The organism is Alteromonas sp. D210916BOD_24 (assembly GCF_047159385.1).
Taxonomy (GTDB): domain Bacteria; phylum Pseudomonadota; class Gammaproteobacteria; order Enterobacterales; family Alteromonadaceae; genus Alteromonas.
Genome location: NZ_AP038333.1, coordinates 2,879,019 through 2,896,415, shown reverse-complemented (window position 1 = coordinate 2,896,415; position 17,397 = coordinate 2,879,019). Strand labels below are relative to the sequence as shown.

Annotated in this window: 15 protein-coding genes; 2 read left to right on the top strand and 13 right to left on the bottom strand. The window is 45.8% G+C overall.

The window, feature by feature from the left end; genetic code table 11:
- Positions 1 to 133: 133 nt before the first annotated feature.
- From acnD to ACMCM8_RS12640, 4 genes are all read right to left on the bottom strand, one after another.
- A complete protein-coding gene (gene acnD, locus ACMCM8_RS12655) occupies positions 134 to 2,725 on the bottom strand; it encodes a Fe/S-dependent 2-methylisocitrate dehydratase AcnD (RefSeq protein ID WP_412722976.1) in 2,592 nt (863 codons plus the stop codon).
- A gap of 18 nt (positions 2,726 to 2,743) precedes the next feature.
- The gene (gene prpC / locus ACMCM8_RS12650) at positions 2,744 to 3,868 is read right to left on the bottom strand and encodes a bifunctional 2-methylcitrate synthase/citrate synthase (RefSeq protein WP_412722975.1); all 1,125 of its coding nucleotides are present in this window, start codon (positions 3,866 to 3,868) and stop codon (positions 2,744 to 2,746) included.
- Between the two features lie 258 nt (positions 3,869 to 4,126).
- The gene (prpB, locus tag ACMCM8_RS12645; protein WP_412722974.1) at positions 4,127 to 5,002 is read right to left on the bottom strand and encodes a methylisocitrate lyase; all 876 of its coding nucleotides are present in this window, start codon (positions 5,000 to 5,002) and stop codon (positions 4,127 to 4,129) included.
- A gap of 65 nt (positions 5,003 to 5,067) precedes the next feature.
- Entirely contained in the window at positions 5,068 to 5,730 is a 663-nt protein-coding gene (locus ACMCM8_RS12640; RefSeq protein WP_412727716.1) for a GntR family transcriptional regulator, read from the bottom strand.
- Between the two features lie 699 nt (positions 5,731 to 6,429).
- Here ACMCM8_RS12640 and ACMCM8_RS12635 point away from each other — a divergent pair.
- Complete coding sequence (locus ACMCM8_RS12635; RefSeq protein WP_412722973.1) at positions 6,430 to 8,694, top strand: TonB-dependent receptor; 2,265 nt, start codon at positions 6,430 to 6,432, stop codon at positions 8,692 to 8,694.
- 236 nt (positions 8,695 to 8,930) lie between these two features.
- Positions 8,931 to 9,263: a hypothetical protein gene (locus tag ACMCM8_RS12630; protein WP_412722972.1), complete on the top strand. Its 333-nt coding sequence runs from the start codon at positions 8,931 to 8,933 to the stop codon at positions 9,261 to 9,263.
- 47 nt (positions 9,264 to 9,310) lie between these two features.
- Here the strand turns inward: ACMCM8_RS12630 and ACMCM8_RS12625 are convergent, their stop codons facing one another.
- The 9 genes from ACMCM8_RS12625 to ACMCM8_RS12585 form a co-directional block, all read right to left on the bottom strand.
- Positions 9,311 to 9,925, bottom strand: coding sequence for a response regulator transcription factor (locus ACMCM8_RS12625; RefSeq protein ID WP_412722971.1), 615 nt, complete (start codon positions 9,923 to 9,925; stop codon positions 9,311 to 9,313).
- Positions 9,922 to 11,118 carry a sensor histidine kinase gene (locus tag ACMCM8_RS12620; RefSeq protein ID WP_412722970.1) on the bottom strand — a complete coding sequence of 399 codons (1,197 nt, stop codon included), beginning with the start codon at positions 11,116 to 11,118 and terminating at the stop codon, positions 9,922 to 9,924. The genes ACMCM8_RS12625 and ACMCM8_RS12620 overlap by 4 nt, the downstream gene beginning before the upstream one ends.
- A gap of 16 nt (positions 11,119 to 11,134) precedes the next feature.
- Complete coding sequence (locus ACMCM8_RS12615; RefSeq protein ID WP_412722969.1) at positions 11,135 to 11,464, bottom strand: DMT family transporter; 330 nt, start codon at positions 11,462 to 11,464, stop codon at positions 11,135 to 11,137.
- Between the two features lie 27 nt (positions 11,465 to 11,491).
- Entirely contained in the window at positions 11,492 to 12,088 is a 597-nt protein-coding gene (locus ACMCM8_RS12610; protein ID WP_412722968.1) for a DUF7010 family protein, read from the bottom strand.
- Positions 12,089 to 12,215: 127 nt separating this feature from the next.
- On the bottom strand, positions 12,216 to 13,577 hold the full coding sequence (locus ACMCM8_RS12605) for an MFS transporter (RefSeq protein ID WP_412722967.1): 1,362 nt from the start codon (positions 13,575 to 13,577) through the stop codon (positions 12,216 to 12,218).
- A gap of 40 nt (positions 13,578 to 13,617) precedes the next feature.
- Positions 13,618 to 14,205: a BON domain-containing protein gene (locus ACMCM8_RS12600; protein WP_412722966.1), complete on the bottom strand. Its 588-nt coding sequence runs from the start codon at positions 14,203 to 14,205 to the stop codon at positions 13,618 to 13,620.
- 12 nt (positions 14,206 to 14,217) lie between these two features.
- Entirely contained in the window at positions 14,218 to 14,814 is a 597-nt protein-coding gene (locus ACMCM8_RS12595) for a phosphoheptose isomerase (RefSeq protein ID WP_412722965.1), read from the bottom strand.
- A gap of 230 nt (positions 14,815 to 15,044) precedes the next feature.
- Positions 15,045 to 15,386, bottom strand: a complete 342-nt coding sequence (locus ACMCM8_RS12590; RefSeq protein WP_412722964.1) for a YraN family protein — start codon at positions 15,384 to 15,386, stop codon at positions 15,045 to 15,047.
- A gap of 6 nt (positions 15,387 to 15,392) precedes the next feature.
- Entirely contained in the window at positions 15,393 to 17,378 is a 1,986-nt protein-coding gene (locus tag ACMCM8_RS12585; RefSeq protein WP_412722963.1) for a penicillin-binding protein activator, read from the bottom strand.
- Positions 17,379 to 17,397 lie beyond the last annotated feature (19 nt).

The window sequence follows — 17,397 nt, the reverse complement described above, 5'->3', positions numbered from 1 at the left end:
TTAACAGAAGTTAGCTGATTTAGGAAGTACTGAGTTGGGTGCGGGACCCTCAATTCGCATGGATGCGAATTGGGAGCCTACATGGATGTATTCACGGCGTGTCCTGCAACCGGCTCAGTTCTTCCCAGCTGAATCAGCTAGCTTCCGCTTCTAAGAAGTCCTTGGCGAAGCGCTGTAGTACACCGCCTGCGCTGTAAATAGATACTTCTTCAGCGGTATCTAAGCGACAGGTTACGGGCACTTCTAGTTGCTCGCCGTTTTTACGGTTTACTATTAGCGTAAGGGTTGCTAGTGGTGATGGTTCGCCGCTTACATCGTAAGTTTCCGTGCCGTCTAGCTCAAGCGTCTTTCGCGTTGTGCCTGGTTTAAACTCTAGCGGTAATACGCCCATACCAATTAAGTTAGTGCGGTGAATGCGCTCAAAGCCTTCAGCCACAATAACTTCAACACCTGCAAGGCGTACACCTTTCGCTGCCCAGTCACGGGACGAACCCTGACCGTAGTCAGCGCCAGCAACGATAATTAGCGGCTGTCGGCGGTTCATGTAGGTTTCAATGGCTTCCCACATGCGCATAACCTTGCCTTCTGGCTCAACGCGAGCCAGTGAACCTTGCTTCACTTCACCGTTTTCTAGCACCATTTCATTGAACACTTTCGGGTTCGCAAGTGTGGCGCGCTGTGCGGTTAAGTGGTCTCCACGGTGTGTGGCATACGAGTTAAAGTCTTCTTCCGGTAAGCCCATTTTCGCCAGGTATTCACCTGCTGCACTGCTTGCCAAAATAGCGTTAGACGGTGACAGGTGATCGGTGGTGATGTTGTCACCCAAAATGGCCAGTGGGCGCATGCCCTTCATAGTGCGCTCTGCATCCATTGCGCCTTCCCAATAGGGCGGGCGGCGAATGTACGTGCTCATTTCACGCCAGTCGTAAAGCGGGTTGATGTCTTTACCGTAGTTCACACTTAAATCGAACATTGGCTCGTACACTTTTCTGAAATGCTCAGGTTTAACCGATTTGGCCACAATCGCATCAATCTCTTCGTCACTTGGCCAGATATCTTTAAGCGTCACTGGATTGCCGTCTTTGTCGATGCCTAGCACGTCTTTTTCAATATCAAAACGAATGGTACCAGCAATAGCATAAGCCACCACCAGTGGTGGTGATGCCAAAAAGGCTTGTTTAGCATAAGGGTGAATGCGGCCGTCGAAGTTACGGTTACCAGACAGTACCGCTGTAGAATAAAGATCGCGATCGATGATCTCTTGCTGGATTTTAGGGTCTAGTGCGCCACTCATGCCGTTACAGGTAGTACAGGCGAAGGCAACTACACCAAAACCTAACTCTTCCAACTCGCTCATTAAGTTGGCTTCTTCAAGATACAACTTAACCGCTTTAGAGCCAGGCGCTAATGAACTTTTTACCCAGGGCTTACGGGTTAATCCACGCGCATTGGCGTTTCTGGCAAGCAGGCCTGCCGCAATTACGTTGCGCGGGTTCGATGTGTTGGTACAGCTGGTGATAGCAGCAATGATCACCGCGCCATCAGGCATTTTACCTTCTTCTTGTGTCCACTTAGCAGCAATGCCACGGCTTTTAAGGTCGCTGGTGGGCAGGCGAGCATGTGGGTTTGAAGGGCCTGCCATGTTGCGACCAACAGAGGAAAGATCGAACGTAAGCACGCGCTCGTACTCGGCTGTTTTAAGATCATCAGCCCACAGTCCAGTATGTTTAGCGTATTGCTCGACTAAGGCAATCTGTTTTTCTTCGCGGCCTGTTAAACGCAAGTAGTCAATGGTTTGCTGGTCAATGTAGAACATCGCCGCAGTTGCACCGTATTCCGGTGTCATATTCGAAATAGTCGCGCGGTCGCCCAGCGTCAAGTGCGATGTACCTTCGCCATAGAATTCCAAATATGCAGAAACCACGCGTTCTTTTCGCAAAAACTCAGTAAGCGCTAACACAATGTCGGTAGCGGTAATACCTGGCTGAGGTTTACCGGTAAGCTCCACACCTACGATGTCTGGTAAACGCATGTAAGAGGCGCGGCCCAGCATAACGCTTTCGGCTTCAAGGCCACCCACGCCCACAGCAATAACGCCAAGTGCATCAACGTGCGGCGTGTGGCTGTCGGTACCGACCAGGGTATCAGGGAAGGCGACGCCGTCCCGCGCTTGAATAACCGGTGACATACGCTCCAGATTAATTTGGTGCATAATGCCGTTACCCGGGGGGATAACATCCACGTTCTTAAATGCTGTTTTCGTCCAGTTTATGAAGTGGAAACGGTCGTCGTTACGTCTGTCTTCAATAGCGCGGTTTTTTTCAAAGGCATCTTTTTCAAACCCAGCGTGTTCAACGGCTAATGAGTGATCCACAATAAGTTGAGTGGGCACAACTGGGTTAACTTTTGCCGGATCGCCACCTTTTGCTGCAATAGCATCGCGAAGACCCGCTAAGTCAACAAGAGCCGTTTGACCCAAGATATCGTGACACACCACGCGCGCAGGAAACCACGGAAAGTCCAAGTCGCGTTTGCGATAAATAAGCTGTTTAAGCGAGTCTGTAAGCATGTCAGGGGCGCATTTGCGTACCAAATTTTCAGCCAATACACGTGAGGTGTAAGGCAGCTTGGCGTAGGCCCCCGGCTCAATAGCATCTACCGCTTCACGGGTATCGAAAAAATCGATACCTGCATTCGGAAGCGGTTTACGGTAATCAATATTCATAAAACCTCAACCTTAGCCTTATGCGCGTTCACTAATAGCAGGCACTGGACGAAGCTCTTCACCAGTATACTCCGCCGATGGGCGAATAATACGGTTGTCAGCGCGCTGTTCCATTACGTGTGCCGCCCAACCTGTTAGGCGAGACATGACAAAGATTGGTGTGAATAGGGGGGTAGGAATACCCATAAAGTTATATGCAGAGGCATGGAAGAAATCAGCATTACAGAAAAGCTTTTTCTCGCGCCACATCACTTCTTCACAGCGAACAGACACAGGGTAAAGCACTTTATCACCCACATCAGCCGCCAGTTTTTCTGACCATTGCTTGATGATTTCGTTACGTGGGTCAGACTCAGAGTAGATTGCGTGACCAAAGCCCATAATTTTCTCTTTACGCGCTAGCATGCCCATCATTTTCTCTTCGGCGTCGTCAGCAGAGGTGAAGCCTTCAATCATTTCCATGGCCGCCTCGTTTGCGCCACCGTGAAGCGGGCCGCGCAGTGAACCGATAGCACCGGTTACACAAGAATGCATATCAGATAAGGTTGAAGCACAAACGCGTGCAGTAAAGGTAGACGCGTTAAATTCATGCTCTGCATAAAGAATGAGTGATACATGCATGACTTGCTCGTGAAGTTCACGTGGCTTTTCGCCGTGAAGCATGTGAAGGAAGTGACCACCAATTGAATCGTCATCGGTTTCAACATCTACACGTACACCGTCGTGCGAGAAGCGATACCAGTAGCAGATAATACTTGGGAAGCATGCCAACATACGGTCGGTGACATCTTGTTGTTGGTCAAAGCTGGTTTCCATTTCAAGATTGCCAAGCATAGAGCAACCCGTGCGAAGTACGTCCATCGGGTGGGCGTTTTTAGGAATGCGCTCAAGCACTTCTTTTAGTGCTTTAGGAAGACCACGCATACTGCGAAGTTTTGTTTTATAAGCATCAAGCTCAGACTGGTTTGGCAGCTTACCCTTAAGAATGAGGTACGCCACTTCTTCAAATTGACAGTTTTGCGCTAAGTCTTTTACGTCGTAACCACGATACGTTAAACCAGAACCTGATTTACCCACGGTTGATAATGCTGTTTTGCCTGCAACTTGGCCGCGTAAACCCGCGCCACTTAACTGTTTAGCCATCTTGTTGTCTCCGGTCTTATAAAATTTGTAAGGTACTTTTTTAAAAATTTAGAAATAAAAATTACATTGAACTCAGCAGGCGAGTGGGTGCGAGGCACCGAGAGAGTGGGGGCGGTGCACAGGGCGTTACCCCTTTGAGGCATGGATGCCGAAACGGAGCCCCCATGGATGGGTTCACGGCGTGGTAACGCCCTGTGTACCGTTCCAGCTTCAATGGTGCCTCGCACCTCACTCGCTTCCTGCTGTTTCGTATTCGTGTTAGTTCTTACCTTCGGCGAATAGAGCATCTAGTTTTTGCTCGTATTCGTGGTAGCCAAGGTAATCGTACAGTTCCATGCGTGTTTGCATACTGTCGACAACGGCTTTTTGATCGCCATTTTCAAGTATAGATTTGTACACCATTTCTGCCGCTTTATTCATCGCACGGAACGCACTTAGTGGGTAGAGCACCATGTCGGCGCCCCATTCACCAAGCTCTTCTTTGTTCCATAGTTCGGTTTTGCCAAATTCTGTGATGTTAGCGAGAATAGGTACATCTAGGGCTTCAGCGAATGCACGATAGTGGGCTTCGGTTTGTACGGCTTCGGCAAAAATACCGTCGGCACCTGCTGCAACGTAGGCTTTAGCACGCTCAATGGCTTTTTCTAGGCCTTCTTGTGCAAAGGCGTCGGTACGCGCCATAATGAAGAAGTCAGGATCAGTTCTGGCATCTACTGCTGCTTTAATGCGATCGACCATTTCTTCTGTGCTCACAATTTCTTTGTTGGGACGGTGACCACAGCGTTTTTGCGCCACTTGGTCTTCCATATGAACCGCCGCAGCCCCTGCTTTTTCCATATCGCGAATAGTTTTGGCAATGTTAAATGCGCCGCCCCAGCCAGTATCAATGTCTACCATAAGCGGCAGGTCACAGGCGCTGGTAATGCGTTGTACGTCAGCAATGACGTCATTAAGTGAGGTCATACCTAAATCTGGTAGCCCGTAAGAGGCATTCGCTACGCCGCCACCTGACAGGTAAATAGCTTGGTGGCCAATGGCTTTTGCCATCATGGCAGTATAGGCATTAATAGTGCCGACAATTTGTAGAGGTTTGTTGTTCTCTAACGCGATTCTGAATTTCTTTCCTGCACTCATGATAATCACTCGCTTAATTGAAAGTAGGGTAGAGGTGAATTGGGGGTGAAGAAGTCGTCGCAGTGTTAACCATGATTAAGCTTCTTCTCGATATTATTTTTTGAATAAAGAATATGGCGTCTCATTAGCATTTCTGCCAGTTCTTCGTCACGATTGGCAATGGCGTTAACTATGTGTCTGTGCTCATCAAATGCAGTACTTACCCGTGGGCCTGCCATACCTAACTGAACGCGGTACATACGTACCAAATGGTACAAACCGTCAATCAGTACGCTAATTAAATGATCGTTCTTGCTGCCAGTTACAATTCTATAGTGAAAGTCTACATCGCCGGCTTCTTGATAATAGCTGTGGCTGTCTTTCACTTTATCGAAGTGACTGTCCAGTAATGCCTGCATATCGGCAATGTCTTCATCTGTCATATACCGTGCGGCTAAGCGTGCAGCCATACCTTCCAGTGCTTCACGGACTTGATAAAGTTGAATTAGTCCCTCAGGTGAGAGCGCAACAACCCTCGCACCTACGTTGGCTTTGCGTTCAACAAGATGACACGTTGCTAAACGGTTTATCGCCTCGCGAATAACTGCGCGGCTGACTTCATACTTTGTCGACAGTTCCGTTTCACTGAGCTTGCTGCCCGCTGGAATGACGCCCTCCACAATATCTTTTCTTAATTTAAAGAAAGTTTTGTCTGCACTGGTAATCGCTTGTTCGCTTGTAATGAGCACGTGAAAATCTAAATTAATTGCTAATGTCGACAATGTAGGCTTTTTTGAGGTTTAATTCAAATCTTTTGGGGTTAATTGTCGACAAAGTGAGGCATTTAGTAAAAAAAATAGGATTGGAACCCTCAAACTTCACCGTTTTCTGGTGAGACGCGTTCAAGCCACCACCAGTCAAATTGACGTAATAGGCAATTTTAAAATATTTAAGTTTTGTGTGAAATTCGTCCAATTGGTCAGGTGTTGTTAGAAAAACTTTACACACATATCCTTTTGATGAGGGTTTGCGTAAATTGTTGAATATTATATTAAATATTTTGTTTTAGTTGTGTGTTTGATGAGAGGGTAGGGTTAACCAACTAGTCTATTTTTAAATACTCAATTTAGTAAAAATTTAATATTCACTTTCCAATTAAGACAACTGTCGGTATCATATCTTTCCAGTCTTCAAGCCCAAGCGCAGTATCATGAGATTTTGAGGACTGGAATGGGCACTTCCACCATAAAAGGGAGTATCTCTGAAAGTAAGTGTGTAATGTTTTATTACAACTTACTTTTTTATTGCCCGCCATCCAGTATTTGCATTTCTACGATGTTCCCCTCTACTCAGTGAGTTTGGGCTTTCAAGGTTCCAAAGAAGAGCTTGAAGCAACCCATAATAAATCAGTTTTTTGACACCTAACACTCACGCAAAGGGGTTATACCATGAACACCACTACTGACGTGTCTAAGACACTCGCCAGTAAGCTTTCGCCTGTCGCATTGGCTGTAGCGATGACCGTACCAGCAATGTCTACTACTGCCATTGCTCAAGAAGTTGAAGCATCTGAAGAACAAAAATTCGAAGCGATAACGGTAACCGCGACAAAACGCCCTCAAGTTATCTATGAAGTGCCTATTGCATTGAGCGCTTTTGACGGCGACAAACTGGCTGAGCAGGGCATTACTGATCTCACTGACGTGGGCAAGTTTGTTCCTAATCTAAATGTGACCGGTTTTTCCGCTGGCCATACGTCTTCTGTTAACCCGTTTATCCGCGGTATTGGTCTTCAGGATCACCTTATCACTACCGATCCTGGCGTAAGCGTATACGTTGATGGCGTCTACCTAGGTCGTCAGGTTGGCCAGAACTGGAGTTTGAACAATATTGAACGTATTGAAGTACTTCGCGGTCCACAGGGTACGTTATACGGTCGTAACTCTATCGGCGGTGCAATCAACATTATCACCAAAGAGCCAGATCAAGGTGACGTGACGAAGATTAATACCGAGTTTGGTACACGTGGTCGCGTTAAAGCTGACCTCTTTGTTAATCACGGCTTGTCTGACACTGTTGCGTTTAACATGAATCTGTCATTCAACAAGCGCGATGGCCTTGGTGAGTTCATTAATGTGCCTAACGCTGAATATGATGTGGGCGAGACAGAAGATATGTCTGGTCGCGTGTCAGTAAAATGGGAGCCATCGAATGATTTTAGAATGGTACTTACTGCAGATGCAAACAACGGTGACGGCGGTCTTCGCCCTTATACCGTACTAATCGATGAAGTGGGTTCTGCGCGTTATTTTGGTGGCGGTAATGGCCTAGGTGTAGAATTGCGCAATACTGACGTTATTCCAGCAGGCTATGATAGATACGACAATGCGACAGGTACAGAAGCGGTAACTGGCGTATCGAATGAAGCGCGTGGTCTTTCACTTACCACTGAGTGGGATATCAACGAAGATTACACAGCGAAAGTAGTTGCCAGCCAGCGTACGTCAAAGTACAAAGCGGGTCTTGATGACGACGGTACAATTTACTCGCTTGATCAGTTCCCTGAGCGCGGTGAAGCGGATCAAACCTCAATTGAGCTTCAATTGAACGGCTACATCAACGAACGCACTGACTTTGTTGCAGGGCTTTATTACTTCAACGAAGAAGGTAGCAACCGCCAGGGTGACGACTCTAGCTTTGACGGCGGAGCAAACCTATTAGCACTAGACCAGGAAACCACATCGAAAGCCGCGTATGTTAATGTTCGTCGTGAACTAACAGACGAGCTTAGTGTATCTGGTGGTCTTCGCTACACCAAAGATGAAAAAGACGCCTCGGCTAACGTATTTTCTGCATTGGGCACAATTTATGATGCCAATGAGTGGGATGAAGTAACGTGGGAACTCGCTACCAATTATACCTTTGAAAACGGCATGACAGGGTATGCCACTATTCAATCTGGGTATCAGTCAGGACAGTATCCTGCTCGTCCATACTGCCTAATTGGCGAGTTTTTTGGTGCAGGTGGCTTTGGTGACATTGACGGTGCACAAGCAGCAGTTCGCGCGAACAACTGCTTTACTGCTTCAGACAATATCACTGCTATCAACTATGAAGTGGGTGTTAAGGGTCGAATCAACGAATACCTTGATATGAGCGTTGCAGTATTTAACACCGAGTTTGAAGATTTACCTTATCAGGTTAGCCGAGTAAGTGAAGGTGGTTTTGACACCGCCAATTTGGTTGTTGAGCAAACCTCACGCGGTATTGAACTTGATACCACACTTAACTACGGCAACTTCAGTATGATGACCAGTGTGGGTTATATGGATGTTGACGTTGAAGAACAAGCCGGTTTCAACCCAGTAGCGCCGTTAACCCCTGACTTAACATTGGCGATTGGCCCACAGTACACCTTTGAGTTAGACGGTGGTGATTCAATTCGCGTGCGTGCGGATTACTCTTATCGTTCAGACATGTACGGCGAGCCTACCTCAGCGCCTGAGCGTATGACTAAACTTGATAGCCGCGAATTGGTTAATTTTGATATTGCTTACACCCCAGCAAATGACGCGTATACCGTAGCACTATACGGACGTAACATTTTTGACGAACGTTATGACAATGCCCGTCTAAATACAGGTGATTATATCCTTCAAATTCTAAGCAACGATGCGAGTGAATTTGGGGTGAGATTCTCAACAGAATTCTAAACAAGCTTTCAATACACGCTTAATGCTAAAGGCCGGTTTTTGTAAACCGGCTTTTTTTTGCTTGTTTTGTAAGCTCGATTAGCTTAGCTTTTAAATTTCCCCACCATCATTTAGTGGCATATTGGGTATTGAGTCCTCGCTCAGTGCTTTGTGTGTGGCGTGTGGGTATAGGTGAAAACTACTAGCCGTGACCTAGTAGGTTGGACATTGCAGAGTTATTCTTATGGAGTTGTGAAGTGGGACTGTTTACAGGCTTTAAAAAGTCAAAGTTAGAAAAAAAATTCAGGAAAAATGAGTGGGTTATTATCCAATCCATTCCTTTTTTACAATTTGAACAGCTAATTGTGGAACATGTTGATAGTGGCTGGGAAATTGAAGATGACTATGAACGCCTGAAGCCCGAGACTAAAAAATGGGAGTGTGAACTGCGCAAGGGAACCAGCATTTTGACCTGCATATGGATATCACAGCACCAAGGGTTGGTTTATGGTCCTGAAAGAGTACTTTCAAATCTCGCTGACAAACTCAATATAGCGTCTTCATCCAATTTAACCTACACGTGGTTTTAATGCCTGTCGGGTTAGTCAGTTCTAAACTGACAACTGATAGAGAAGGCTTAAAGCCAACCTTTTTGCTGTGCAATGCGCGCTGCATCTACTCGATTGGTGGCATCTAACTTGGCAATTGCTTCTGAGAGATAATTGCGTACTGTTCCTTCGGATAAAAATAGTGTTTTTGCAATGTCTTGGGTTTTAAGCCCGTCAGAGGCTAATTTGAGGGCTGACATCTCCTTTTGTGATAGTGGGTTGTTGTCATCCAAAGCCATTATTGCCAGTTCTGTGGATATGACTTTTTCTCCCTGGGTTATTTTGTGAAGCGCATCGATTAAATAATCACTATCTGACTCCTTCAACACAAAACCAGACACGCTGTTGTTTAGGGCACGCTTGATATAACCTGGTTTAGAAAAGGTGGTCATTAATACCATTTTTGACGCTATATTTTTCGCACAAACGTACTTCGCCAAATCGAGTCCCGATACCAATGGCATTTCAATATCACTGAGAATAATGGTTGGCGCGGTATGGCTTTCTAGGTATTCAATTGCCTCTTGCCCATTGCTACATTTGGCCGCAATGGATAAATCATCTTCAAGCGATAGCAACATGGCGATGGCATCTCTCACTAAAGATTGATCTTCTACAATAAGAATTGAAGTCGCTGATTTCATTGAGCGTCCTTTACCTGTTCTCTTTCTGGGATAGTCACGAGGAGAGTGATAAGAGGGTGATGCGTAAAATTGATATCGACCTCGGCGTTGATTGAAGCTGCGCGCTCACGAATTCCCGTTAACCCGTTGCCTTCTTTTATCATTGCAGCATTCTCAATTTTTCCATCATCTTGATAAGTTATCACCAATTTACCATCTGTTCGCGTTAGCGATAAGACGACGTTGTTGCCCTTTGAATAGCGCAGCGTATTGGTGGTAAGTTCTTTGATGATAAGTGCAAGCTGATTTTCTTGTGCGGGCGCTAAACCCCCTTGAATACTTTCATCAAAATAAATTGAAACTGAGAAACCGTTGTCTTCGAGCAGAGCCTGAACTTTGGCTATTTCATCGCCTAGGGAGAGTTGCTTAATATCTGATACAGCCAGGCGAATATCACTTAATAAAGACTGGGACAGATGAGCAAGGGCTTTCACTTCCCGGTGTGCCTCTTCAATTTTATTTTTGGCAATAAGTTTATCGGCCAATTGCGCTTTTAGTGAAATCGAGCTTAGCGCGTGACCTGCCACATCGTGTAAGTCGCGGCCAATGCGTTCCCGCTCAGTAATGGCTGACAATACACGTAATGTTTCAGCTTGCTTACTTTCTTTTAAGCTATAAAGCGTTTCTTTGCGTTCCATGACGCCAAAACCAAATAAAACAATACTGTTGAGCAGTGAAGCGTTTAGGAGAAAGTTGGAATCATCAAACATCGTAAAATGCATAGAAACGAGTAACAGCATCATGGCAGCAATGCTCGTTAAGCCGGTTTTTAACGGATTGTAGTAACCTACGATAAACGCAATAAAACCAATAATGGTGGCGCTACCTGGATTCTGAAAACTGCACGCGACAGAGAGCAGAAACATCAGTAGTAAATAGATAGGTAAAGATTTTACCGGCTGGTTTATGGCTTTGATATAAAGGGCTACAAAGCAAATATAGCCCAAACTTTGTAGTATCCATGTTTCAATAGGAAGAGGGCGTGAAATAATGAGTGGAACGAAGAAAAACAGTGAAAAAAATAAGCTACCAAGCGACCAGCGTTTTTTGCGTCCACTTGCCAAAAGCGGCATAACAGGCGCAGTACTTTCTTCATCCTTATAGGTGTGTGGCGCCATGCTCTTATTATGTTGTAAGCGACTATTGCTGTGCATTGAGAGTACTGCGTCCTTACTGAAATACAACGGCAGACTTGCTTGTGATAAGCAAAGTGCCTGAGATAATTAACATAATACCCAGCACGGCATAAATGTCGAAAGTTTGTTTCCAAAATACCACCGAAGCTGCGGTGATAAATGCAATACCCATACCCGACCATATGGCGTACGCGACCCCAATCCCCATGTTTTTTAAAACCATGGAAAACAGCATTCCAGACACCGCATAGAAAAAGATAGCGCCATATCCAAAGGTCCATTTTTCCCATCCGTTCGACATTTTCAGCAACATGGTAGCAGTAACTTCGGTAACAATAGCGATAGCTAAAAGTAAATAAGTCATAGTGTACCCCTCGTAATTTAAAGGAAATTAGTTAGGTTTGATTGCTTGAAAACGACGTTCAAGGGTAACTAAAGAAACAATGTAAACCGCTACAATCACCGCGGAAATTGCTTCAAGTCGTGCTTCTGGAAACAGGTACCACGCTGACACTATACCTAAGGTTCTTGTGATGGTGTGAAAATAGCCTACCCAGTGTTCGATAGCCCAAGATAGTGGCATCCACATTAAGCCTGTTAGAATACCGATACTCAAAGGTACGGTGGTGTGGTCGATTGCGGCAATGGGAAGCGCGATAGCAAACACCATCAAGCTCATGATCATGCCGACGAAGAAAAGACGGTCGAAATTGTTCTTGGTTGCCTTTTTAGCAAAGAAGCGTTCGCCGGTTAGGTATGACAGCCCTGCTCCTAAGTAGAAAATGGTGCCTGTGCCGATATACAACATCCATGTGATGGTAAACTCAGATACAAAAGGGGCGCTAACACCAAGCAGTATCCAGACGATGGTGCCAGCCAACGGCATAGCGATGAATCTATTTTGTTTAAATTCTTCACGCTGCTGCTCAAGGGAAAGCGTGATGTACTTTTCGCTGTACGTTGGAGTGTGATGTGAGACTTGTTCCATTTCGTTTACCCAATGTCGTCATGTCGATAGGTAAAGTATGCTAAAGCACTCGGCAATGCGTTAGTCACAAATGTCATCAATAGCATGTGACAATTGTCACCAGTTTTTACTGGTAGGGCCTAAACGCTTAAGCCCGTCGTGCTTTTTTTTCTTTTCGTTTATTTAAAACTGAATCGCCGTCTTCTTTTGACAGCATTAAGCTATCGCAAATACTTACAAGCGCTACGGCAGCCATAAACATCATAGATAGCGTGAAGGTTTGTAAGTTTGGCATATCAGCACTTTGGCCAAGAATGAATGACGCAGTGGCGATAGCGAGCGCTGACAGTGTGATGCCAAGGCCACGGTTCATTTGCATCAGAATTGCGCCTAGCGTGTTAGCGTCGCGCATTTTACTTGGGGGGACATCAGCGAAAGCAATGGTGTTTAGCAATGTGAGATGCATTGAGCGAGTTACACCATTGACAAAGAGGATAGTGGCAATAGCAAAAGACGAGGTAGTGTGGTTTATAAGTGCCAGTGCTACAAAGCCAAGCGCGATAAGCACGCCATTGACCACAAGTACACGCTTAAAGCCAAAGGTATTCATAATCCAGGTAGTAGCAGGCTTTATCGCTAAATTACCTGCAAAAAGCCACAGCAGCAACGAACCCGCTTCGACAGGTGAGTAACCCAGGCCAAGCTGTAACATAAGCGGGACCAAAAACGGTGCGCTGCCCAGTGCAATACGCACAACAGAGCCACCATAAACTGATAGCCTGAACGTTTGGTGCTGCATAGCGTCTAACGAAAATAGCGGATTTCTGGCCTTCTTAACATGCCTTATCGCTAACACCATAAGCGCGAAACCAAGCGCTATAATACCCAGAGGTTGAACAAGCTTGTCACTCGCGCTGGCAAAAAATTCGATGCCTGCCATAAAGAAGGCAAAGCCAATACCGGTCAGTAGAAAGCCTTTGATATCGAACTTTCCTACATCGCCTTTACTATTTATAAGAAGATATTGTGCAGCGACAATAGCAATAATCCCCAATGGAATATTCATGTAAAAAATCCACTGCCAACTAAAATGGGTCGCAATATAGCCGCCAAGTACAGGTCCGATCAAAGGCGCGCTTAACGCAGGCCAGGTTATGATAGCGACAGTTTTAACCAGTTTTTCTTTGGGTAAGTCTCGCAATACTACAAGTCGTCCGACGGGCACCATCATAGCGCCGCCTAATCCCTGTAAAATGCGCGATAGTGTAAACTCGATTAAGCTGGTGCTTAGGCCGCATAGGACGGAGGCGAAGGTAAATACAGCAATTGCGGCAATAAAGATGGTACGAGCACCAAATTTATCAGCGACATAACCGCTCAAGGGGATGAAAAGCGTCACCGCCACCAAATAGGCGGAAACGCCAATAGAAAGATGGGCTGCCGGTACATTAAAGTCACCCGCAATCACAGGCAGGGCAGTGGTGATAATCGTAGCATCTAAAATTTCCATAAAGAGCGCCCCAGCCACTAAAAGGGCCGTGGCGAACTCTTTATTGAACAATTTCAAAGGCTCTGATCACTCTGGCCACACCTGTGACATTACGTGCAATATCTACTGCCGCAGTGGACTCTACATTAGTGAGACGACCCATTAAAAATACTTCTGAGTCTTGTACAACGACTTTTACTTGCAGTGCAGGTACCCGTTCATCTGCGACGATTTTGGCTCTTACCTTTGACGCCAGCCAAATATCATTAGCCTGGGTACCAGCCCCGATGGGGTCACCAATGCGGATCTGATTGTGAATTTTTTTAAGATAACTCACTTTTTGAGCCCGGCTCACGGCTTCATCAATCAGCCCTTGATTCGGTGCTTGACCGGTGAGCAATGCTACTCCGTTGTACACATCGACCTGTAAGTTAGCCTGTTCTTTCAGCGTATCGCTCTTGGACCACTGATAGGAAACCCCTGTATCTGCATTTTGATCGTCTAATTGGGTGCCAACTGTACGGCGATCGTTGGCGACCTTAGCCGCTACTGCGCCAGCAGCGCCGACCGCTACCACACAGCCTTGTAGACTGAGTATCAACACTGCCAGTGTACTCAGTACCCCTAACTTTTTAGTGTTTAACGTCATAGTATCTACTGATTACTCGTCGTCGTGATCGGCGGGGAATAAGCTGTCGTCAATACACTCACACAAATTGTGAATGACTAACAAGTGCACTTCCTGAATACGTGCAGTGCGATTAGATGGTACGCGAATTTCCACATCGTGTTCACTTAAGAAGCCTGCCATTTCACCGCCATCCTTACCTGTTAAGGCAACAATAGTCATATCGCGAGAAAGCGCTGCTTCCATTGCGGCAATGACATTGCGGGAATTCCCACTGGTTGAAATGGCTAAAAGAATGTCTCCAGGTTGCCCCAATGCGCGTACTTGTTTGGCAAAAATTTCATCATAGCTGTAATCATTGGCAATAGATGTTAGCGTAGAGGTGTCAGTACTAAGTGCAATAGCGGGAAGGCTAGGGCGGTCTCGTTCATAACGATTAAGCATTTCTGAAGAGAAGTGTTGGGCATCGCCGGCAGAGCCACCATTACCACAGCTAAGTACTTTGTTGCCACGAATAAGGGCTTCTACCATCATATTCGCCGCTTTTTCTATAGACTCTGGCAGGATTTCAGAGGCGGCAATTTTTGTTTGGATGCTCTCTGTAAAATTCGCTTTAATTTGTTCAATCATACTTCTTTTCTCTTTAGGTGCAGGCGGCTGATTATGCATCTGAAGTGCTGCTGGTGGATGAACAATAGCACTCACTTACATGGGGACGTGCTTCCCTAAATACGCTGTAAACCCATTTGGGCACTCACCCCGTATCCTTACTACCGAGGAAAGGCGAGATTTCGCGCAACTCATCACTCTTAAAGTGCCTTGCTCATCCGCATCACGTGAATTGCTACATAAAAAACAACTCAGCCGATGTTTTTTAGCCATTGAAGGTGGTTTCCATCAATGGCGACGACGTCTATTCGTAACGGCGTCGTCGTTGAATTAAGGTTATTATCTAACAAATAGAATTCAAACGCAGCCTGAATTCTCTGAAGTTTTTTGGCTGTGACAAATTCAATTGCATTGCCGTACTGATTGCGCTTTCGATACTTTACCTCGACACATACGACGGTGTTTTGATCTTGCATCACCAAATCCAGTTCACCATATCGGGTGCGGTAGTTTCGACAACGAAGGGTAAGACCTTGTTCCACTAAATATTTACAGGCCTTATCTTCAGCTGCATTCCCTTGCAGTAGCGACATGTTTAGTTACTCCGATAGCATTTGTACCTGTTCATTGCGAATAATAGCTTGGGGTTGTTTCCTTACTACTTCACCAAACTCATTGACAGAAAGTGTACCGGTTAATCCCTCATGGGTGAGATACTGTAGGGTATTTAGCATGCCTAGTTGGGGCAAAAGTTGATAAGCATCATAGCCAAAAGCAAATAAGCGTTTTTGCATAGTGTTTTGATTTTGCCACGCCTTTTCTACTTCTTTCTCAAGGTGTTGCCAGTTATGCTGGGGCATTAACCAAGGCATATCGATGAAATGCACATTCTGCAGGTCTCGCCATTGGTTTTTTCCGCTGTCGTAATCCATGGACCGCGAGGTGGCGTAAACCGGTACTTGTTTACCATCATAGGGGTTCAGGCTTGCTTCAATGATAGGGTTAAGTAATTCAGTGTCCTGAGGAGAGGCAAATGCCACAATGGCGTCTATATCTCTGCGACTGCGGGGCATGTTATACACCTCATCATTGGTCATATACTCAATTTGGTTAATGCGCTCATTGCTTTGAGCAACATCGAGTGCTTGAGTAATGCCTTCTCTAAGAGAATTGCTGTCATTAAACGTCACCGAGGTGATATTGGTACGTTGTTTATTTTCGGCGTTGTTTAATCTTCGCCAGTGTGCTTTAAACGTAGTGTCCATTCGCTGATACAAACTGCTTTGAGCTGATATCACTATTGGGGCACGGTATCCTTTACTGAAAATAAATTCAGCCAATTGTTTGGCTTCGTCTTCCGGTGCCAAGCCGTAGTAATTGATCGCGGTAGTAAGTGATAGGCTCGCCATTTCACTCGGGAAGGAGCGGTTTACGGTGCCACTGTCTAAGGCAGCACTCTGTGCGAAAGAACTAGGGGCTTTCTGGTGACGTTGAGCTTCAGATGCCAAATCCTCTGGCCGATTCAAAGCCAATACATTAACGCCTACTGGTAGTGCTGGAATTAAGCTTTCAACCGTGTCTTTTAACAATGGGCCGATAATAAATTTTGTATTCCCTATTTGTTCAATAAGTTGCTCAGTATCACTTTCATTTGTATCAATAAAGCGAAGAGAAGGTAAGTGATGTTCATCTCGGCGCAGCTCTACGTCTTTGTAATACGCTGCCATGATACCATTTTTTACGACCTCTCCTGTGCGCCCCAATCGTCCCGACAGAGGTAATAACACAGCAATGTCGTTGGTACTCGCTTGAGTCAATTGCGTTGCCATTAATACTTCTTCAGGTAAGGTATGGCCAAGTAAATGAGCGCGATATACGTGCTGGAATTGGCGAAGGGTATCGGCTAATAACTCGGGAGATGAGGCGTTTTCTTCGGTGAGTTCCCGCAACGTAATAAAAGGTGACAGGGAGGTATAGTGCTTGCCTACGTTGACCAGTGTTGCGCTGGGTTGGGACGTTATCCATTGCCACACTTGTTCTACTTTTATTTCGTCCGGTGTTTGTGTCCTAAGCAAACTATCGGCAGCCGCTACCCAGTTTCCTTGTCGGGAGTATAGTTGAGTCTGAAGTTGTGCTTTTTGGTAGCCTACATCTCCTTCATTACTCACTTGGGCTAGCATGTCCAACAAGTCTTGTGGAGGGACATCCGTGCTGCTGGCATAGCTGGTAGCCATTAAAAGGGAATAGTGGGATTGATTGAAGGTCGAAAGACCACTTTCCTTTACTTCATATAAAATTTGTTGGGCAAGTAGCGGTTTCCCTTGTTGCAGATATAGATCCGCGGCTTGAAGCAAAAGCGCGTCTCGTTTGTCTTTGTCCCGTGACTGCGTCCACACTTTTTGGGCTTCTACTAGCAAATGTGCTGGTGTGAGTGTTTCATTTACAACCGTACTTTCTACAGGCGTAGGTGCTATCACTCTGTCATTAGACTGAGGTTTTGGTGTGCTACCACACCCGGTGAGAGTTAACACTGCAGCAATGGTCGACAGAGTAAAAAATTTTCCAGCTTGTCCAAAGTGACGCACAGTTTCATTCCTTTTACAT